A 20,438-nucleotide genomic window follows, 5' to 3' on the forward strand; every position below is an offset into this window, starting at 1 on the left:
GCTAGCGCCGCCGAGGCGACGATGGCCACCGAGCCAGCGTGTGGGCATCGTGCCCGCCTAGCCCGCCATGTGGCCCCAAGCAACCTGCTTGGGGCCACGAAACTTTTACCCCTACACCACCCCAAAACGCGACCGCAACTCGGCCACAATGCTCCCCAGCGGCAAAATTTCCTGCGCTCCCGACGCCATATCGCGCAAAATCACCGTTTCTTCCCGCACTTCTTTTTGACCAATAATAATTGCCAGCGGCACCCCAAGCTTGTCGGCCCGCGCCAGCTGCGATCCAATCCCGTCGCGATCCACCGCCCCCAGCGCCCCCACACCGCCGTCGAGCAGCTGCTCGATGAGCCGGAAAGCCGCCAGCCGCGCCGGCTCACCGAGCGACGCCACATACACGCGCTTGTCGGCGCCGGCCATCGGTGCCACACCGGCCTCCTCAAGCTCCATCAACATCCGCTCGGCGCCCAGGGCAAAACCCACCGCCGGCGTCGGCTGCCCACCGAGCAGTTCCACCAGCGCATCGTAGCGCCCGCCACCGCCCAAGGCCGACTGCGATCCCTCGCGCTCACCATAAAATTCAAACACCGTCCGTGTGTAATAATCCAAACCCCGCACCAGCAGCGGATTGAGCTCGTAAGCCACCCCTAGGTCGTCCAAATACTCCAAAACTCCCGAAAAATGCGTCTGGCAGGCCTCACACAGAAAATTCAAGGTCTGCGGCGCCTCGGCCAGTACCGCCCGGGTAGCAACCTCTTTCGAATCAAGCACCCGCAAGGGATTTTTGGCCACCCGCTCTCGGTCCACATCCGCCAGCTTCTTGGCGTTAGCCTCCAGGTATTCCACCAGCACCTGGCGATACTTGGGCCGGCACTCCGTGTCGCCGATGCTGTTGAGCTGCAGCGTCACATTGGCCAGCCGAATCCGGCGGAAGAACCGCTGGGCCAGCATAATTACTTGCGCGTCGGTGCTAGGCGACGCCTCACCGATCACTTCCACGTTCACCTGATTAAATTGCCGCTGCCGCCCCGCCTGAGGCCGGTCATAGCGAAACAGCGGACCGTAGCTATAGAGTTTCACCGGCTGCGGCAGCGAGCTCATGCCGTGCTCAATGTACGCCCGCACAATCCCAGCCGTAAATTCCGGCCGCAGCGCCACTTTGTGCTCAGAGCGATCCGCAAAGCCGTACAGCTCCTTCGCCACCGCATCCGTATCGGTGCCTACGCCGCGTTCAAACAGCGCCTGGTCCTCAAGCAACGGCGTCTCGATGCGCCCGTAGCCGGCCGACTCGGCCACGGAGTGAAATGCCGCCAGCACATAATCATAGGCTGCCGTCTGCTCCGGCAGCAGATCGTACATCCCTCTTAAGCTCTGTAACTGTTGTTGCTTTGCCATCTCAATACCTTGATCACCACAGAGCGTACCACGGCGCCCCGGCACCCGCAAACCCGCTAAGTAATGCGGCGAACACGCTCCACCCCGCTCAACCGTCCCAACTCGCGTCGCAGCCTCGATAGCACAAACAAATCCGGCACCTCCACGGTCAATTTCAGCACCTTCATACCCGTCGCCTCATCCTGATCCGACACCATTGACCCCCCGATGTTAAGCTTCTCGCGTGCCACCACCCCCGTGACGTCCGAAAACAGCCCAATCCGGTTCCCCGCCGTTATCTCAAGCTGCACTGATAGAACCTCTGTATCATCATCCGTCTCCCACCGGCAAGGGGTGTAGCGCTCCATATCCTGGGGCGTATTGCGGCAGCCCAACGCGTGCACCGTCACCCCCTTGCCCCGCGTCACGTATCCCAACAGCGGCTGCGGATACACCGGGCTGCAGCACAACGCCAAACTGTGCGGGAATTCCCCGCCCGCCACCAAAATCCGGCCGGTCGGCTCCTGGCGCTTCACCCCCAGCGCGTGCTTCGGTTTCGAGGGTTCCGGCACCAGCCGCCGCACGGCCTGCATCACGCCCAAACCACCCTCGCCAATCAACGCGTACAGATCTTCGGGGGTCCGCAAGTGCAGGCCATCAAGCGCATCGCTCATCACGCGCTTCGGCAAATCCTCAAGCCGCTTGATGCCCCAGGTCTGCAACTCCGCCTCAAGCACCGCCCGACCCGAAGCCACGTTGCCCTCGCGGCTCGTCGCGCGAAACCACGACCGAATCTTGGTCTTGGCATGACTCGTCACCACAATGTTTAGCCAATCTCGGCTAGGAGCCGGCTCACGCCGGGTAATAATCTCCACCACATCCCGGTTTTCCAGCAGCGTATCGAGCGGCACCAGCCGGCCGTTCACCCGCCCGCCCAGCGCCCGCAGGCCCAAGTTTGAATGCACGGCAAAGGCAAAATCCAACGGCGTCGCTCCCTCGGGCAAATCGTACAAATCACCCTTGGGCGAAAACACGAAAATCCGGTCGGCAAATAGCTCCAACCGCGCGCCCTCCACAAAGTCCTGCCCACTATCCGACGCCCGATGCAGCTGCGCCAATTCACTCACCCAGCGCAGATTCGCCGGCAACGCCCGAGCCCCTCTCCGCTTAGCGTACTCAGCGGTACCTTTATGCGAATCGTAGTAAAAATGCGCTGCCAAGCCAAATTCTGCCGCTTCGTGCATTTCTTGCGTGCGAATCTGAATCTCCGATATCCGCCCCTCCTCGCCAAACACTGTCGTATGCAGACTCTGATATCCATTTGGCTTGGGTACCGCAATGTAATCCTTGATGCGATAAATGAGCGGCTTGTAATGTTGGTGAATCACCCCCAGCGCCTGATAACACGCCGCCACATCAGGCACGATAATGCGCACCGCCACCAAATCGTAAATTTTATCAATGTCGCCGTCGGTTTTTATAAGCTTTTTATAAATACTAAAATAATGCTTTTGCCGAGCCTCAATCTTAATAACCTTCACCCCAGCCGCCCGCAGCCGCCGCACGATAGCCCGCTGCAGTCCGGTCATATACTTCGCAGCGTCCTGGGTAATTTCTTCTACCTGCCGGCGCAAATTCGCGAATTCCTCCGGCCGCGCATTCTCAAATCCCAAATCCTCCAGCTCACACTTGAGCCGGCCCATTCCCAGCCGGTCCGCCAGCGGCGCAAAAATCTCGAGGCTCTCCCACGCAATCCGCGCTCGCTTCTCGTCTGGCAGCGCGCTCAGCGTGCGCATATTGTGCAAACGATCCGCCAGTTTAATGAGAATAACGCGGAAATCCTTGGTGGTCGCCAGCAGCAATTTACGCAAATTTTCGCTTGTGTGCTCAAATCGCGCGCTAGCCGGCGACGGCCGCGGACTCGTCGAAAGCTTGAGCTTGGTCAGGCCATCCACCAGCTCACTCACCTTAGGGCCAAATTCCTTATTTACTTCCGCGGCCGTCACGGACGTATCTTCGATCACATCGTGCAGGAGTGCTGCCACGATCACCTCGCTATCAAGCCCCCATGCCGCCACAATCTCACCCACCGCAATCGGATGAATCACATACGGGTCTCCGGTGGCGCGCTTCTGATCACCGTGAGCCGCGATCGCAAACTTGAGCGCACGCGCGATCAGGGCATTCTCGGCCGCCGTGAATCGCGAACTATCATATTGAATACTAAGTTTACTCATAGACTATTTCCGATAATACCATCTGGATTGACCGCTTGCCTTGAAACTCATTATTGTTCAAAGTCCCCATCAAATTCACCCGCCCACCCTCGCGCAGCTCCGGATACCGTTCCACCAAGCCAAAACCAATCGCACCGAGCGACGCTCCTGCCGCATCCCCCACTCGCAAACTCAAATGCCGGCGGTCGGATCCCACCCGCTTCAACGACTGCAACCGCAGACCATCAATCCCCACCAATGGCCGGGGATTACTATTACCGTGCGGTTCGAGCAAATCCAGCCACTCCAGCAACTGGGCGTTTACCCGGGCCAAATCACCCCAGCGCACTTCAGGCGTCAGCTCGTGTACCCCCGTCGGTTCACCAGCCATTGTGCGGTCGTAATACTCGCCCAACCCCCGTCGCAATGCCTCCAAATTACCGGCCGGCAACGTATACCCCGCCGCAAAAAAATGCCCGCCAAATTTACTCAACAGCGACTCCTGTGATCGCAGCGCCTCCACCATATTAAATGCCGCCACACTGCGAGCCGAGCCCTTCACCGATTCACCCAGCACCTGCGCCAGCAGCACCGGCCGTTGCCACTTCTCGGCCAGCTTCGAAGCCACGATGCCCACCACCCCGTGCGACCAGTCCGAATGCGCCAACACCAACACCCGGTCGTCCGCGTGGTCCGCCGCCATCGCTTCGGCCTGCGCCAAAATCGCCGCCTGATCCGACCGCCGGCGCTGATTGAGCGCCTCCAGCTCAGCGGCCAGCTCGACCGCCCGCGCCGGATCATCGGTCATCACGAGCTCCAAGCTCCCGGCCGCGTGCTCGAGCCGCCCAGCCGCGTTCATGCGCGGCCCCAAGCCAAATCCCACCTCGTGAGCCGTTATCCGCGCGATATCCACCCCGGCCACCTCGGCCAGCGCCCGCAGCCCCACGCGCCGCGTCCGCCGCAACACCCGCAGCCCAAAGCTCGCCAGCGCTCGGTTTTCGCCCACGAGCGGCACCACATCGCAGATCGTTCCCATCGCCACCAGATCAAGCAGCCACTTCTCTTGGCCTCGCTCCGGCTTACCCGCAGCCGCCTGCAGAGCCTGCACCAGCTTAAACGCCACCCCCACGCCGGCCAAATCCTTGCACGGATACGGATCCCCCAGTCGCTTCGGGTTAATCACCGCCAGCGCCTCCGGCAGCACCGCCGGCACCGCGTGATGGTCGGTGATGATCAAATCCAGCCCATGCTCGCGCGCCCAAGCCGCCTCAGCCACGCTCGTGATCCCACAATCCACACTAATCACCAGCTGCGCACCCTCAAGCTGCAACCGCTCCAAAGCCGCCTGATTGATCCCATACCCCTCTTCAAATCGGTCAGGAATGTAGCTCGACACTTCCAGTCCCAACGCCGCCAACCCCTCCATCAGCACCGCGCTCGCCGTGATGCCGTCAATGTCGTAATCGCCGTACACCACCACCCGCTCAGCCCGAGCCGCAGCGGCCAAAATCCGCTCCACTGCCACCCCCATGTCGAGCAACAGGTTCGGATCGTGCACATCCCGAGCGTAATCCGGATACAAAAAAACACCCATCTCCGCCGGCGTCATACCCCGAGCCGCCAGCAATTCGGCAATAAATTCAGGAATCGCTCCCTGGCGCATAACGCTATCCATTCACTCAGTATATCAGGCTGCCCCAGCCACACCGCTTCGACTCATATCGGTAATTTTTGACACTTTGTGTCATTTTTACCGACATGATGAGACAGAAATTGGATTTTCCAACCCCACAGCTAGGAAAGTTCCCGCGAAATATCAGCCTTTATCTGCAACAGGAGCGTTCTCGGAATGGAAAAATTCCTATCGTACGGAGCATAGTTTTTGCCCCAATTATCGTCACGGAACTCAACCCCACCAATCGTTTTAGCCGTCTCATAGCGAGGAATCACATGCCAATGACAACGCGGCCATGTATTGCGAAAATTTGCATAATTGAAAAGTGATGGCCCATAAAGCACATTCAACGCAGCCCGGACATCACCAACCACCGACTCCAGCTCAGCCCTCTCGGCAACGGTAGTATCGCTAAAAGGGTCCAAATTACCCGACCTGTTGAGAGCGATATAACAGCGCCCAAGATAAGCTTGGTTGTAGTGAAGATAAACCGACCAAAAGCGATACCGCTTAAGCGGATATTGTTCGTAATCGATGGCAGCACCAGACATCAGCAGATTCTAATACTTACGTGCCAGGAAGAAAAAGTTCGGATCGCTACGGCGCACAAACCCAATCGGCGGCTCCGGCACCCGGCACATGGCCCGCGGTCGCACCACTGGCCGCCGCGGATTGCGTACCAAAATCACCTCCAGCAACCGCCTCATACGCTTTTGCTCCCCCGCCGCGCCTGGCTCTTGAGCACCAAACCTTGCAACTCGCGATACAGCGCAAACTTCGGATTAGCCGTATAAACTTTCGAATTGCCCTCGTTCTCAACATGCACAAACCCAACCTCTGCCAGACGCTTCAGCTCTCGCTGCACATTGCCAGGATCCTCTTTGATCATCTTGGCCAGTCCCCGCACGTGCATCCGGAAGTCGGGATATTTGGTATAGATTACAATAATTTTTCGCCGGGTTTTCGACGTAATAAACAGCTCTAACATGTGTATTTTTGTTTATTTAGTGTTGTTAATTTGACCATACGCGCTGGGCCACCGGAATGCAAGTCTTTTTTACAACACAAATCTTGACAATTTGTAGTACTTATGCTAATATAGTACGGTTCACCTGGACCTAAATTCACCCCCGAAGTGCACCACCTACCCTCGTAATACTCCTTTCTCTTTCGCCAGCTGCAGAGCCGACTTATACCCCAGGATCTTCCTGGGTTTGTTGTTAATTATCCAGATAATATCTTGTAAGCGGGCGGGTGTCACGGCAGCGAGGTCCATGCCCTTGGGCAGGTACCGTCGAATCATTTTGTTAGCGTTCTCAACGCCACCCTTCTGCCAGCTTGAGTACGGGTCGCAGAAGTAGGCCGGGATGGTCAGCTGGTCATGCCAGCGATTCTCAATGCCATTGTCGAGGCTCAAGCTGAGCATCTTGGTCACGCCGGTTTGGATGCTGCAAACGGCGTCATTGAAGCTCTCTGGCTTGAGGTTAGGAATCTTTTGGGCGGCCACATACCGCGTCTTGCGCTCCACGGCCACGACCAGGGCGGCAGTGCTTCCGGTGCGCTTGCCGCTCACCACCGTGTCGCCTTCCCAATGGCCATACCGGGTGCGGTTGGTAGCTCCGAGTGGTCGCTCAGTAATGCTCACCCTGTTTGGAATCATGTGTTTTTCGGTCTTCGGACGCTGCTTTTTAGGTCGCGGTCGTTTGGTGTACAAATACTCGCAATATGGTTGGCCCCACTCGGAATAGAGCCATTCGTAAATAGAGGTCTTACTGGCGTAGAAGGGCAGCCGGTCTTGCTTCATGGCGCCGGAGATCTCGTCCGGGTTCCAGTGGGCTTTGAGCTTGGCAATGACGTACTCACGTAATTGGTCATGCTCTTGGATCTTCTTGCCCTGGTACTTGGCGTACTTGCGGCGAACGTAAGCTTTGTGGTCGGCTGCCTCCGGCTCGTACTGGGAGCGCTTGTCGAGTGGGGTACGGCCGTCATCCCCGAACCGGTTCCGGGTCACCTCCCGGCTGACGGTACTGTGCGACAGGCCTAGTGTCCGGCCGATTTTGCGTACCCCGTACCCGTCATCCAGTAATGCTTTAATCCGGTCTCGCATTGATTGATCTAGCTGCTTATATGTCCTGCCCATACCTCGTTGTTACAGGACTGGGTGGTGCACTTCAAAACGGAATGGAGGAACCCTGTAGTTCTGTTGTCAGTACCGAGACCCCTTACCGGAGGCTTACGATGCTCAGGCAGCTGCTCACCTGGCTCGAGGACCGCATCCTCATGCGGATCCTCTCCCGCCGCGACGCCGGCAACGGCATCGCCCTCGTCGACCCTCGCTGCGGCTGCCTCCGCAGCCCGGACGTCCCCCTCTCCAAGCCCTGCCCCGACACCGACCACGCCCGCTCCACCCGTCGCGCCTTCTCGGCGCTCAACGACCTGGAGCGTCAGGGCCACTAGTACGGACCACTGACAACAACGGCCTGCCGGCGCATTACGCACCGACGGGCCGTTGTCCTGTTCTGCCCATTGCATTCATGCGCTAAACTAGCTTCATGAAGATTTATTCCTGGAACGTCAACGGCATCCGCGCGGTCGTGCGCAAAGACGCCTTTGCCCCCTTTATCGCCGCCGAACAACCCGACATCCTGGCCCTCCAAGAAACCAAAGCCGGCACAGATCACGCCGACATCGACCTACCTGCCTACCACCAATACTGGAACTCCGCCGAACGCCCCGGCTACTCCGGCACCGCCATCTTGAGCAAAACCGAACCTATCAAAACCAACAATGGCCTACCTGAAGCCATAAAAACCAAATACGCCATGACCGACGACAAATACGGCGACCCCAACACCGAGGGCCGCGTCCTCACGGCCAAATACCCTCATTTCTACCTCGTCACCGTCTACACCCCCAATGCCAAAGACGACCTCAGCCGTATCCCCCTGCGCCGCGACCATTGGGACCCGGCCTTCCTCGAATACTGCCAGGGCCTCGAAGCCGGCGCTTTCGGCAATGAACCCAAGCCCGTCATCTTCTGCGGCGACCTCAACGTCGCCCACACCCCCGACGACCTCGCCCGCCCCAAGCCCAACGAGGGCAAAAAAGGCTTCACCATCGAGGAGCGCGCCGGCTTCCAAGCCTTCCTCGACGCCGGTTTCGTCGACACCCTGCGCCTGTTCAAACAAGGCAACGGCTACTACACCTGGTGGAGCAATTTCGGCAACGCCCGCGCCAACAACGTCGGCTGGCGCATCGATTACTTCCTCGTCTCCGCCAGCCTCCGCGACAAAGTCGTCGCCGCCGACATCCATCCCGCCGTCATGGGCTCCGACCACTGCCCCATTAGCCTCACACTCGACTTCTAAACTTGACAAAGTTGTAAAAAAGATTTACAATACTACAGCTCAGTCCGCATTCGAGATCTAGGCCCAGGAGGCCCCATGTCTCTTCAGAACCACCTTCAGCGCCGGTTCACCACCACGCCACCCCAGCAAGCCGACGATGTCTTGTCCATGGCATTCACCGTGCTGCTGCACTCGGAGCTGCACGAGCGGGCCACGGCCGCGGCCGCCGCGTATGCCATCACTCGCTACGCCGAGGAGAACCCCACCGAGGACATCGAACTGAACTTCCTGCCCGTCCAGACACACCGCCAACTGCAGGTGATCACCTGGATCGTCGGCGTCTTCACCCGCCGACCCGGCGGGGTCACCTGGATCACCTTCGCCCCGCGCGAGATCGACGCTCTGACGCCGGCACCCCAGCTCTGAGCAATCGGTCCGAAGCCCCATCGCGCTTCGGTCCAAGCCCCGGCCCGTCTTCGCCAGATTCACTGCGAAGCCGGGCCGGCTTCGCGCTTAGCGGCCCAAATTGACCACCCCGCTCCACCACGCTATCCTTGCCTAATCCAGCAACCGCTGGTGTCCCCGCCACAGATTGGCACCGTATGCCCCGCAGAGCCGATAGCCTCATGTTCGGACAGCGCCCGCTCAAAGTCGGGCATATCGTCCTCTCGCACACGACGGGGAATCTCCTCTACGTCCACGCGATTGGACCCGACACCGTCGACATCTACGACCTGGTCACCGAGGAGCTCCTGTCGGTTCCTCACACCGGCTTCCGTCAGCCGTACTACTCCGTCGCCGGTGGACTCTTCCGCGACGGGGAACACGAATTCCGTCGGCGAGTCCGGGCCGCCCTCAGGGAAGGTCCGCCGTGACCCACGCCCCCGCTTCGCCGAAGCCATCCGCGAAGCGGGGGCAACTCCGTATCGGCCGCTACCGTGCCACCCGGCGCACCCAGCGATACAGCCGGTACTTGGCCGCCGCCACCGGCAGCTCCCACGTTCCCACATAATCCACCGGCTCACCCCCAAATGATTGCTTAAATTCCGTAAAACCCGCCCACGGATGCGTCTTGGGCGCTCCCGGCGGCGCCACCCCCCACAGATCAAACCGGCGCAGCCCCCGCTCCCGCGCATCCATCGCCAATGTCCAAACCAACGGCGCCGTGGCCCGCAGCTTGCGCGCCGCCTCGCTGAGCCCCGTGTGAGCGTAATACCGCACCCCATAGCCATCAAACACAATCGAAGCCGCCACCGCCCGGCCCTCGGCCTCGGCCACAAACAACCGAGCACACCCCAGCGGCGCCAAGGTCGCCATCATCGTGCGGTAATAATCATCCCCAAACCCCTCAAACCCCCGCAAACGCTTGGTTTCGTGCAAAAACGCCAAAAATTGCTCTAGGTCTTCCGGGGCTTCACCAAGCCGAAAACTCAACCCCCGCCGCTCCGCCCCATTGATCACATTCCGGTGGCTCGGAATTAACCCCGCCCGCAACTCTTCCTCGCTCAGCGTCAGATCCAGCGCCCAACTATGCTGCGGCTGCACGCTCGCTGTAAGCTTCAGCACCACCGGCAGATCACGAGCCTCAATCCCGCCCACCGGTTCCACCCGAGCAAAATCCGCTCCCAAAGCCTTCGCCGCCGCCTTCAGCGAGGCTAGCGCTAGCGCCAACGCCGTGCCGTCCCGCACCGTCGGTCCATAAGGCGCATACACATACCGAACGCCCCGCCCCGAACGCACCGCGCCCACCCAACTCCAGCCGTCGCCTTCATCCCACACCACCGTCTCACCCTGCGCCGCCAAAAACTGCGCCCAGGCACCACTTTGCAAAAAATGCGCACCCAACAGCTCTTGCCGCTGGTCAAAGTCCACCGAGGGAATCCCCTCTCGAAAACTACTCATAGACAGTATTTTAGCAGTTCTCTAGCGATACCGGAGATGAATATCGCCCGCACCCACCACGAGCATCATGCTTGGCGCCACCCGATAAATGGTCAACGCCCGGCCCTGGCCGTCGGTTGCGGTCCATCCCCGCGCAAAACCCGATTTCACGAGCACCGGTACCGACTCAGGCGACGCCACTCCCAGATCAATCGCATCGTCCGACCATCGCTCCACCTTCACGGTCACCGCTGCATTCGCACCCGCCGCCGGCACCAGCCCATGGCTCGCGTCGTACGGCAGATCGCGCACCGCACCAGCCTCCTTCCACCACTCCAGCACCGCCGCCTGCCATCCCGACGCCACCGGCCGCATCGGCAGCTTCGGCACCTCTGCCAGCGCCGTCACCGGCCGGCGATCCAGGTGATAGTAACGCTCCACCCCGGCTCGGCGCCAGGTCCCAATCTGCCCCACCGGATTATCATCGAGCGACACCACCGTATCGATCGCAAACAGATCCAGCATGGCCGGCACCCGCTGCGGCGCAATCGTCACGTCTTCCGGCTCAGCGATCGTCGGCTCCCCCGCATACGCTTCGGGCCGTAAACTCCGCGACAATGATTTCACAAACGCCGAATTGGGCGCCGATTCAATAAACAGCCCATATGCCCAACTCGCCCCCGCATTTGTATCGAGCAACTTGGTCTGCAAGGTATACGGCGCCGGCAAGCTCTCGCTCCGCCGAAAACTCTCCAAAAACCGCCCCTGCACCGCCGTATCCGGCGCCAGCGTCACCTCGGCATACGCAAACCGGGCCGGCCCCTTCACGGCCACCACCCCCAGCAGCACTACCGCTGCCCCCAGGCTCGCCCCCATCGCCCAGCGCGCCAGCCGCTTCGACCAGCACGCCTGAGCCGTTTGCACGAGCGCCACCACCAACAACCCAAATCCAAAACTCTGCAGCCGGTACGCGTTCAACCAGCTCAGCGCAAAACTCGTTCCATACCGCCGCGCTAGCCAGCCATCAAGCAAACCCACCAGCCCAAAGAGCGCCGCCGTCAACACCGGGGCCAGCCCCGCCCATCGGCGTCGGCGTCCCCCATACACCACCATCCCGGCCGCCACCAACACCACAACCGCATTCAGCGTCACCAGCGAGGCAATGCTCCCATGCGCCGCAATCCCCTCCGACGCCGAGCGCACAAACGGCACCCAAAACGGCGCGCTGAGCAACGATCCTATCACGCCGGCCCACACCAATCCCACCATAGCCGACCATTTGCGCTGCAGGGCCAAAATACCGGCCACTACCAAACCATAAACTGCCCCCACTTCCGCTGCAATCAAGTGCGTCCACACCAGCAGCGCAAACAGCCCGCCCAGCACCACGCTCGTTTTCATCGAAGTCGTTTTTGCCGCTCGCTCTACCCACCCCAAAAACCCAAAGAGCAACGGCAGCGCCACAAAATTCGGAATCAGCCCCAAGTGAAACAATCCCGAAATATTACTCCCCATATAATCCGGTGAAGCCAGCAAGACCACCGACACCAGCGTCACCCCCGTCCAGCGCCAAGCTCTAGCCACCCTGAGCTGGCCCAAATACCACCATATCGCCACCGGCAGGCTCAGGAGCGCCAGCGTCACCACCAGCTTCACCGCCACGCTCACGCCCACCCCAAACGCCAACGCCGCCATCAGCCAGTGCACCCCCGGCGGATACAGCAATCCCTGCGGCCAACCCAACAATTCCCGCGACTGCCACCCGTGCCAAGCCGGCCAAAACGACTGCGCGTGCCGGACCGCCTCTACCTGCCCCGCCGCATCGTAGGCGCCCAAAGTATCGAGTCGCCAGTACTGGACCGCCAAATACCCATACACCAAGGCCACCAACCCCGGCACCACGTAATCCATGGGCTTAGCATTTCGAAAATAAGTACGAATCCGGTTCATATCGAGCATTATTGTAGCATCGAAAAAGCTCCAAATATTCCGGTTTCCCGATAACCGCGTTACAATCACTCACATGCTTATTCTCGGCATCGAAACCTCCTGCGATGAAACCGCCGCCGCCGTGGTCGAAGACGGCCGGCACGTGCGCTCCAACGTCGTCGCCAGCCAAATCGACATCCACCAAGCCTATGGTGGCGTCGTACCCGAGGTCGCCGCTCGCAGCCACATCGAAGTCATCCTGCCCGTCATCAATGAGGCCCTCGAGCGCGCCGGCACCACGTGGGACGCCATCGACGGCATCGCCGTTACCGCCGGCCCCGGCCTCATCGGCAGCCTGCTCATCGGCACGCTGGCCGCCCGCACCATCGCCCACGTCCGCCGCAAGCCGCTCTACGCCGTCAATCACGTGGTCGCACACACCTTTGCCAACATGCTCATCGACCATCCGCCGCAATTCCCCATGCTCTCCCTCAGCGCCTCCGGCAAGCATTCCGACCTTCTGCTGTTCCATTCACCCCTCGAGTACGAGCTCCTCGGCATTACCCGCGACGATGCGGCCGGTGAAGCCTTCGACAAAGTCGCCCGCATGCTCGGCCTCCCCTACCCCGGCGGTCCCAAAATCGGCCACATGGCCCCGCTCGGCAATGAGCACGCCTACAAACTCCCCGTCACAAAGTTCGCTGATTCGTACGATTTTAGCTTCTCCGGGCTCAAAACCGCCGTCTTGCGCACCCTCCAAACCGAGGTCGGCGGCGATTTTCGCACCCCCTCCACCGAGCTCCCCACCCGCCTCACCGATCAGCAAAAAAACGACATGGCCGCCAGCTTCCAGCGCACCGTCTGCGAAACCCTCACCGGCGCTCTCCGCCGCGCCTACACCCAGTACCGACCAGCCTCCGTCGTCATTGCCGGCGGCGTCGCCGCCAACACCCGCTTGCGCGAAGAAGTCTCGCGCCAAATCCCCCTCGAAATGCACTACGCCCCCATCCAGTACTGCACCGACAACGGTGCCATGATCGCAGCGTACGGCTACCATCTCGCCCTCGCCAGCCGCACCACCGATCCCCTCACGCTCCACGCCAACCCGAGTCTGCCCGTTTAACCCGCGTTAAGTTCGCCCAGTTCGGACAAATATCTTGCAATTCCGGGCACCTTTTCTTCGAGACGACCCAACAGCAAGGCGTTCTTCTCCCTAATGACCGTCCCTTCCCCCCGAATCTTCGGATCCAAGCCAGGCAAAATCCGCTCATATTGCCTGCCCTTATCTTCTAATGGATCCCGCGCCCCATAGCTATCCAGAACATTCTTTCTACCAACCCGCTCATCCCATTTACTCCCGTAGGTAAAATCGGGCGTATTATAGCCGGTATACGCCTCGTCCACCGCAGCATCCGGACCACACAGCTTCCCATCCAGACGATGTCCAATTTCGTGGGCAAGGATCTTACGCAGTCCTGAATCCTCCGGCGCGATCACCTGATCCGCCGAAAGACCTCGATGTAACGCCTTAAGTGGCAAATATATAATCCCCGTTCGAGTATCCGCCTCCCCAGCAGGCTTAAACGTACCGACCGCAGCTCCACCATCTACTGCCTCCAGTTCAGAGACAATCCGAATGCCATTAACATCCACAGCCCGCATTAGTTCCGCGGGTAAAGGATACAGAATGTCTAGCAAATCACTACCCGCTTGTCGCAAGGTCTCTATATCCACTTCACCCTCCCTCACAAACGTTGGATTGCCGGCATCACGTAAATCCGCCTTATGGGGCATAGTCACCGAAAAACCATAAGGACGGGTATACCCACTTAATGCACTCAGCACCTCATCCGCAGTATTCGCCTCAGCTACCTCCGCCATATAGGGCCGAGGATCTACAACGTGTAAACCGTCTCGTTCTGCAGTCGTTCGCACCCATTGCATATACCGCTGCTGGTAGCCGGCATCATCCAGCCTGCCAGACTCATAATCTTGCTCAAGCTGAACCAGGACGGGGTCCTTTGGTGGCTTCGCCACCTGTTCCGCTACCTGTTTTTCCACCTCGGCAGATACCTGCTCGCACTTAGGATGGGTAACTTCATTCAGGAGCTGTCGTGGCCAAAATAAGGGATCATCGGCATAATATTTTCCCCCAGCACCCGTAAATGTTATGCCCAATGCCACTGCTCCACCCACAATCCTATTCCTCAATCGATGAGCTTTTCTCTCGCGCTTCTCGGCTGATTCTGGAGCCTCCGGCACACTTTTCTCAGTCACTCCGATATCGGGTGATTGCGTGACGTTATCTGGTTCATGCGCCGCGGACTCAGGTCCCGGCTCCGGATTAAGCCCGGGCACCCCCGCAGGATCGAGAAGCCGCCTTGCCTCATCGGGTGAAATAGCGCGAAAAGTTGATTCAGGCGATGATTCGAGTGAATGCTCCATACATCCAATCTAGCATAGGAATTAGCAGACCCTCCGCGCCGACCCTTCGCTCACCGGCTAGTACCCTCCAAAAATACCTGACATTTTACATGCCTGCTAAATGTCAGGTAAAATCACGCAACATGTATCCCTATTCCGAACTACCAAAACCACTCCATACCTCCGAACGCTACCTGCTCGTTCTGAGCGGAACAGTCTAACCATGCCGCGAGCCTACTTCGTTGGCGGCGCTCCGCGAGTCGGCAAGTCAACGCTGGCCGCCCGCATTCTCACCGAACACCCGCTCGCCGCCGCCTTCACCGACGATCTCCGCGCCGAGCTGCGACACGCTACACCCCCCGCCGCCGCACCCGACCTCTACTATCTCGACAGCCTCAACACCGATGAGGCCGAAATGGCGCGGCTCATGCGCGAAAACACGGCCGACATCATCACCGCCGCCGACTGCGAATCGGCCGTCGTGTGGCCGGCCGTCGAAGCTTTCGTACGCGATCAACTCGCCGCCGGCCACGACGTACTCATCGAAGGCGTCGCCGTCTTGCCCCAATTCCTGGTCGACCTCAATTTCGACTACTTAGCCGTCTTTCTAGGCAACCAATCCCCCGCCCACGCCCAGATCATCCACGATTACGCCCACACTCACCCCCATAGCTGGCTCGGCACCCTCCAGCCCGCCACCATCGATGCCTTCGCCCACTTCAGCGCCGCCGCCAGTGCTAGCATCGAGCGGGAGGCTCGCAAATACTACCTACCGTATGTCGAAATGAGCGCCCAGCCGTTCCCCGACGGGCTCACCCGCGCCCTAGCCGTCTTGCAGGCCTAGGAAATGGCAAACGTCCTCGGTAGCCACATCACTGCGGCCACCGAGGACGTCTCCCGTTCCCCTTGCCTATGTCACCCCTTCAGGAGATCGTAGTTGCTCTCCGTCATCACGGGAAGCCTCACGTAGCCATTCACGGGCAAGTGCAAAGCCTCGTCACGAGCCGCATTCTTGTACGTCGAGTAGGCCCGCCCCGCACCAGCGAACGCTGCTACCGCACCCATGCTGCCGCACAGTGCCACCTCGCCGACCTGATCCAATAGGTTGATAAGCGCGGCCGGATTGCCGCGGTATTTTTCCCACCCAGGGAGCGGAGGCAAGAGCCGCACCACCCCCGGGTCGGCCGTCGTATGCGCCACGAGCAGACTGGTGCATAGCTCGGCATAGCCCAGCGCCGCGTTGAAATCCACGCTGTCCACATCGAAGGTACCCTTGTGCTCGCCCACGTCGTTGACGAAGCTCATGACGTATTTAGGCCGGGCGGCCTTGCGCGCCGTGAAGCGGCTTACGTCATCGGGCGCGGAGTTGCCGGCTTGCCGCGCCAGGCGGTTAAACACCACCCGATTCGACGTAAACACCAGATAATGCTCCGACCCCGGCGCTAGATCCACATTGTAGGTAAGAGTGAGCGGGAAGCTGACCGCCGCGGAAAACACGATGGTGGGCTCGATAGCGCTGCCGGCAAACTTCCGGATCATCGCCCGCGCCACCCGCGCAACGCCGGCCGGCTGCAGCAACACCCGGCTGCCGTCCATGGTTACGACTGTGATATGCCTCCCATTCTCGGTAGATTCACCCTGGATCGCGAGCTTCCTTCCCGGAAGACTCGGGAGTCCGAGATCACGCGCGATCGCCTGTGCGGTGGTAGCAGACACGGGCGGCCCACCCGCAGGCGCACCGGTTCCGGACGTGCTGTCGTCGCACCCGGCCACCGCCAGCATCAGCGCCAGCAATACACTGAGCCGGCGCAGCCAGGCCGGGGGGTTGGGAAGGAACGAGAGACGTTGTGGTCGCACACCAAGCTCCTTTGCGGTTGGAGGTACACGATCGCCGTAAACAATAGATTCATTAGCACCAGATATCAAGCCACCATCCGCCGGCTTGACCCCGCCACCTCAGCCATGTACCCTTCCCCTATGGCTCAAGCATCCGTAATTATTCTGGTAGTAATTCCCTCGCCTCCCGCGCGGCGCTAGTTGTTGAACCCAAAAAACAATAGCCAGCCCCGCGGCACCCGCGGGGCTTTTAAATTGCCCCCCTACGAAAGGACCCTCCCCATGCCGGACCCCATAGACGGCGCCACCGCGCTCATCAAAGCCCTCGAACAACAAGGCGTCGAGTACATTTTCGGTTATTCCGGAGGCGCCGTCCTGCCCATTTTTGATGCCCTCATCACCAGCAACACCCCCATCAAATTCATCCAGGTGCGCCACGAGCAGGGCGCCGCCCACATCGCCGACGGCTACGCCCGGGCCAGCGGCCGCCCCGGGGTGGTGCTCGTGACCTCCGGCCCCGGCGCCGGCAACGTGGTCACCGGCCTCATGACCGCCCACATGGACAACATCCCGCTCATAGTGATCTCCGGCCAGCAAATCACCCCTATGCTGGGCCTCGATGCCTTCCAGGAAGCCGACATCTTCAACATCACCATGCCGGTGGTGAAGCACAATTATCTCGTCAAAGCCACGGGCGACCTACCGCGCATCGTCGCCGAGGCCTTTCACCTCGCCACCACCGGCCGCCCAGGCCCCGTGCTCATCGATGTACCCAAAGACGTCAGCTCCGGTCCCTTCACCGGTTCGCTTGCCCCCACCCTCAACCTACCCGCCTACCAGCCCCATCGCGCCCTCGACCACACCCTAATCGCACCCCTGATCGCCGCCTGGAGCCAAGCCAAACGACCCGTCATCCTCGCCGGCCATGGCGTGCTCATCGCCGGCGCCGAAGCCGAGCTACAGCGTCTCGCCGTTGCCATGGACACCCCCGTCACCACCACCCTGCTGGGCAAAGGCGCCTTCCCCGAAACCCACCCTCTGAGCCTCGGCATGCTGGGGATGCACGGCACCGCCTACGCCAACAAGGCCCTCACCGAATGCGATTTCCTGCTCAACATTGGCTCGCGGTTCGACGACCGCATCGTCGGTCAAGCCGACAAATTCTGCCAAAACGCCTTCATCGCCCACATCGACATCGATCCCGCCGAGCTCGGCAAAATCATCCCCACCGACCTCGCCCTCTGCGCCGACGCTAAACAAGCCCTCATCGCGCTCACCGCCGCCGCCCGCCCCACCGGCCACAGCGCCTGGAATCACCACCTCGACACCTACCGCCGACGGTTCCCGCTCCATTACACCGGCGAACGCGGCCTCACCATGCAGGCCGTCATTGACGCCGTTTACCGCCTCACGGATGGCCAAGCCATCGTCGCCACCGATGTCGGCCAGCACCAAATGTGGGCTGCCCAATTTTACAAAACCACCAGCTCTGGCCACTGGCTCAGCTCCGGCGGCGCCGGCACCATGGGTTTCGGCTTTCCCGCCGCCATCGGCGCCCAGTTTGCCCGGCCCGACCAGCCGGTGGTCGCCTTCGTGGGTGACGGCGGCTTCCAAATGACCCTTTTCGAGCTCTCCACCGCCGTCATCAACCACCTTCCCCTCAAAATCATCGTCCTCAACAACCATTACCTCGGCATGATTCGCCAATGGCAAGAGCTCTTTTTCGACAACCACGAATCCGGCTCCGACCTGCCCGGCAACCCCGATTTCGTCAAACTCGCCGAAGCCTATGGCGCCGGCGGCGTCAACATCACCTCGACCGCCGAGCTCGAAGCCAAGTTAACCCAAGCCTTCGCCATTACCGATCGCCCCGTCCTCATCAACGCCGAGGTCGTAAGAGCCGACAACGTCTTTCCCATGATTCCCGCCGGCGCCCGCCTCGAAGACATGATTATCGAGCCACCTACCACCAAATTAGCCAAACCCACCGGGAGCACCTAGCACCATGCCGCCGATCAGCCACATATTTAACCTTCAAGTCCGCGACACCCCTGGCGTCTTGGTGCGGGTCGCGCAAGTCTTTGGCCGCCGCGGCTGCAACATCACCAGTCTCCATGTCGAGCCAAACGCCGACGGCACGTGGTCAACCATGACCATTGCCGCCCACAACGTCCCCCACCCCGCCCAAATCCAGCTCCAACTCGAAAAACTCATCGACGTCGGGAGCGCTGCCCTCAAAACCATCACCAAGGAATCAAATTCATGAATGATGCCGTCAAACAAACCCTGCTCGCCCGCGTCTACGACGTAGCCGTCAAAACCCCGCTCGACCGCGCCGACAAGCTCAGCGCACAGCTCAGCCATGAGGTCTACCTCAAACGCGAAGACCTCCAGCCCGTCCACTCGTTCAAACTCCGCGGCGCCTACAACAAAATAGCCTCGCTCGCCACGGCCGAACGCCACCGCGGTGTCATCGCCGCCAGCGCCGGCAACCACGCCCAGGGCGTAGCCCTCGCCGCCCAAAAGCTCGGCCTCTCGGCGCTCATCGTCATGCCCCGCACCACGCCGGCCATCAAAGTCGAGGCCGTCAAATCCTACGGCGCCGAGGTCGAACTAGCCGGCGACAGCTACTCCGACGCCGCCGACCACGCCGCCCGCCGCACCGCCGAAACCGGCCGCACCTACATCCATCCCTTCGATGACCCGCTCGTCATCGCCGGCCAGGGCACCGTCGGCCTGGAGCTCCTCGAGCAGCTCCCCAACGTCACCCACATCTTCGTACCGGTCGGCGGCGGCGGCCTCATCGCCGGCATCGCCCAGTACGTGAAGGCCCTGCGGCCGGGCGTTAAAATCATCAGCGTCGAGCCCGAAGACAGCAACGTCCTCCAAGCCTCCCTCGCCGCCGGCCAGCGCGTCACCCTCCCTCACGTCGGCATCTTCGCCGACGGCGTAGCCGTTAAACAAATGGGCGCCACCACTTTCAAAATCTGCCAAGAACTCGTCGACGACAGCCTTACCGTCACCACCGACGAGCTCTGCGCCGCCATCAAATCCATCTTCGAAGAAACCCGCAGCATCGTCGAGCCCGCCGGCGCCCTGGCCGTAGCCGGCATCGCCAAATACGCCGCCGCCCACCCCGACCCCACCATGCGCACCGTCGCCATTTGTTCCGGCGCCAATATGACCTTCGAACGCCTCCAGTTCATTGCCGAGCGCACCCTGCTGGGCAGCGGCAAAGAAGCCCTATTTGCCATCACCCTAGCCGAAAAACCCAACGCCCTACAGCACTTCTGCCAGCACGTCGTAAGCGGTCACAACATCACCCAGTTCGGCTACCGCCTCAATCAGCGCAGCCAAGCTCACGTCTTCGTCGGCATCAGCATCAACGGACCCGAAGACAAAGCCGAATTCACGGCCAAAATGAAGGCCGAGGGCTACCAATACACCGATCTCTCCCTCGACGACACCGCCAAAGAGCACATTCGCTACATGATCGGCGGCCCCGCGCCCGAAACACAGTCCGAGCACCTCTACCGAGTCACCTTCCCCGAACGCCCCGGCGCCCTCAGCGACTTCCTGCATCACGTCGGCCACCAATGGAACATCAGCCTCTTCCACTACCGCGGCCTCGGCAGCGACACCGGCCGCGTCCTCATCGGTTTCGAGGCCGAAGACCGGCACGCCCTCGAGGCCAAACTCGCCGCCGCCAACTGTGATTTCACGCCTATTGCCTCGCCCGCCGCCCGCTTGTTCCTCTAA

The 20,438-nt window shown here is 60.6% G+C and carries 20 protein-coding genes; 9 read left to right on the forward strand and 11 right to left on the reverse strand.

The features are described from left to right. Positions 1 to 111: 111 nt before the first annotated feature. From hisS to VMT30_00425, 7 genes are all read right to left on the reverse strand, one after another. Positions 112 to 1,392 carry a histidine--tRNA ligase gene (gene hisS / locus VMT30_00395; protein HVQ43416.1) on the reverse strand — a complete coding sequence of 427 codons (1,281 nt, stop codon included), beginning with the start codon at positions 1,390 to 1,392 and terminating at the stop codon, positions 112 to 114. A 56-nt stretch (positions 1,393 to 1,448) separates the two neighbouring features. Beyond that, positions 1,449 to 3,608 (reverse strand): bifunctional (p)ppGpp synthetase/guanosine-3',5'-bis(diphosphate) 3'-pyrophosphohydrolase, encoded by a 2,160-nt coding sequence (locus VMT30_00400; GenBank protein HVQ43417.1) that lies wholly within the window; start codon positions 3,606 to 3,608, stop codon positions 1,449 to 1,451. Then, positions 3,601 to 5,262 carry a single-stranded-DNA-specific exonuclease RecJ gene (recJ, locus tag VMT30_00405; GenBank protein ID HVQ43418.1) on the reverse strand — a complete coding sequence of 554 codons (1,662 nt, stop codon included), beginning with the start codon at positions 5,260 to 5,262 and terminating at the stop codon, positions 3,601 to 3,603. Before recJ ends, VMT30_00400 begins: the two co-directional genes overlap by 8 nt. Positions 5,263 to 5,381: 119 nt before the next feature. Further along, positions 5,382 to 5,813: a hypothetical protein gene (locus VMT30_00410; GenBank protein ID HVQ43419.1), complete on the reverse strand. Its 432-nt coding sequence runs from the start codon at positions 5,811 to 5,813 to the stop codon at positions 5,382 to 5,384. Between the two features lie 9 nt (positions 5,814 to 5,822). Beyond that, on the reverse strand, positions 5,823 to 5,969 hold the full coding sequence (locus VMT30_00415) for a hypothetical protein (protein ID HVQ43420.1): 147 nt from the start codon (positions 5,967 to 5,969) through the stop codon (positions 5,823 to 5,825). Further along, on the reverse strand, positions 5,966 to 6,250 hold the full coding sequence (locus VMT30_00420; GenBank protein ID HVQ43421.1) for an ArsR family transcriptional regulator: 285 nt from the start codon (positions 6,248 to 6,250) through the stop codon (positions 5,966 to 5,968). The genes VMT30_00415 and VMT30_00420 overlap by 4 nt, the downstream gene beginning before the upstream one ends. A 156-nt stretch (positions 6,251 to 6,406) precedes the next feature. After that, positions 6,407 to 7,369, reverse strand: coding sequence for an IS30 family transposase (locus VMT30_00425; GenBank protein HVQ43422.1), 963 nt, complete (start codon positions 7,367 to 7,369; stop codon positions 6,407 to 6,409). 20 nt (positions 7,370 to 7,389) lie between these two features. On the opposite strand from VMT30_00425, the gene VMT30_00430 reads away from it, so the two are divergent. The 4 genes from VMT30_00430 (at position 7,390) to VMT30_00445 (ending at position 9,484) form a co-directional block, all read left to right on the forward strand. Continuing rightward, on the forward strand, positions 7,390 to 7,719 hold the full coding sequence (locus VMT30_00430) for a hypothetical protein (protein ID HVQ43423.1): 330 nt from the start codon (positions 7,390 to 7,392) through the stop codon (positions 7,717 to 7,719). 95 nt (positions 7,720 to 7,814) lie between these two features. Further along, positions 7,815 to 8,630 (forward strand): exodeoxyribonuclease III, encoded by an 816-nt coding sequence (locus VMT30_00435; GenBank protein HVQ43424.1) that lies wholly within the window; start codon positions 7,815 to 7,817, stop codon positions 8,628 to 8,630. Between the two features lie 75 nt (positions 8,631 to 8,705). Next, the gene (locus tag VMT30_00440) at positions 8,706 to 9,035 is read left to right on the forward strand and encodes a hypothetical protein (protein ID HVQ43425.1); all 330 of its coding nucleotides are present in this window, start codon (positions 8,706 to 8,708) and stop codon (positions 9,033 to 9,035) included. 176 nt (positions 9,036 to 9,211) lie between these two features. Next, entirely contained in the window at positions 9,212 to 9,484 is a 273-nt protein-coding gene (locus VMT30_00445) for a hypothetical protein (protein ID HVQ43426.1), read from the forward strand. A gap of 58 nt (positions 9,485 to 9,542) precedes the next feature. On the opposite strand, the gene VMT30_00450 is transcribed toward VMT30_00445, so the two are convergent. Both VMT30_00450 and VMT30_00455 read right to left on the reverse strand, forming a co-directional pair. Then, complete coding sequence (locus tag VMT30_00450) at positions 9,543 to 10,511, reverse strand: GNAT family N-acetyltransferase (GenBank protein HVQ43427.1); 969 nt, start codon at positions 10,509 to 10,511, stop codon at positions 9,543 to 9,545. A 21-nt stretch (positions 10,512 to 10,532) separates the two neighbouring features. After that, a complete protein-coding gene (locus VMT30_00455; GenBank protein HVQ43428.1) occupies positions 10,533 to 12,440 on the reverse strand; it encodes a hypothetical protein in 1,908 nt (635 codons plus the stop codon). A 73-nt stretch (positions 12,441 to 12,513) separates the two neighbouring features. Between VMT30_00455 and tsaD the strand changes: the two genes are divergently transcribed. Beyond that, positions 12,514 to 13,542, forward strand: a complete 1,029-nt coding sequence (gene tsaD, locus VMT30_00460; GenBank protein HVQ43429.1) for a tRNA (adenosine(37)-N6)-threonylcarbamoyltransferase complex transferase subunit TsaD — start codon at positions 12,514 to 12,516, stop codon at positions 13,540 to 13,542. Here tsaD and VMT30_00465 read toward each other — a convergent pair. Next, positions 13,539 to 14,864, reverse strand: coding sequence for a hypothetical protein (locus tag VMT30_00465; protein HVQ43430.1), 1,326 nt, complete (start codon positions 14,862 to 14,864; stop codon positions 13,539 to 13,541). The two genes, tsaD and VMT30_00465, sit on opposite strands and share 4 nt — an antisense overlap. Before the next feature lie 202 nt (positions 14,865 to 15,066). Here VMT30_00465 and VMT30_00470 point away from each other — a divergent pair, with 202 nt between their 5' ends. Beyond that, positions 15,067 to 15,687 (forward strand): hypothetical protein, encoded by a 621-nt coding sequence (locus tag VMT30_00470; GenBank protein HVQ43431.1) that lies wholly within the window; start codon positions 15,067 to 15,069, stop codon positions 15,685 to 15,687. 71 nt (positions 15,688 to 15,758) lie between these two features. On the opposite strand, the gene VMT30_00475 is transcribed toward VMT30_00470, so the two are convergent. Continuing rightward, a complete protein-coding gene (locus VMT30_00475) occupies positions 15,759 to 16,700 on the reverse strand; it encodes a hypothetical protein (GenBank protein HVQ43432.1) in 942 nt (313 codons plus the stop codon). Between the two features lie 261 nt (positions 16,701 to 16,961). Between VMT30_00475 and ilvB the strand changes: the two genes are divergently transcribed. From ilvB to ilvA, 3 genes are read left to right on the forward strand one after another with little or no spacing between them, the layout of a single operon-like run. Continuing rightward, entirely contained in the window at positions 16,962 to 18,680 is a 1,719-nt protein-coding gene (ilvB, locus tag VMT30_00480; GenBank protein HVQ43433.1) for a biosynthetic-type acetolactate synthase large subunit, read from the forward strand. A gap of 4 nt (positions 18,681 to 18,684) precedes the next feature. Further along, positions 18,685 to 18,945 (forward strand): ACT domain-containing protein, encoded by a 261-nt coding sequence (locus VMT30_00485; GenBank protein ID HVQ43434.1) that lies wholly within the window; start codon positions 18,685 to 18,687, stop codon positions 18,943 to 18,945. Then, entirely contained in the window at positions 18,942 to 20,438 is a 1,497-nt protein-coding gene (gene ilvA / locus VMT30_00490; GenBank protein ID HVQ43435.1) for a threonine ammonia-lyase, biosynthetic, read from the forward strand. The genes VMT30_00485 and ilvA overlap by 4 nt, the downstream gene beginning before the upstream one ends.

This window comes from Candidatus Saccharimonadia bacterium, from assembly GCA_035544015.1.
In the GTDB taxonomy this organism is placed as follows: Bacteria; Patescibacteriota; Saccharimonadia; order UBA4664; family UBA4664; genus UBA5169.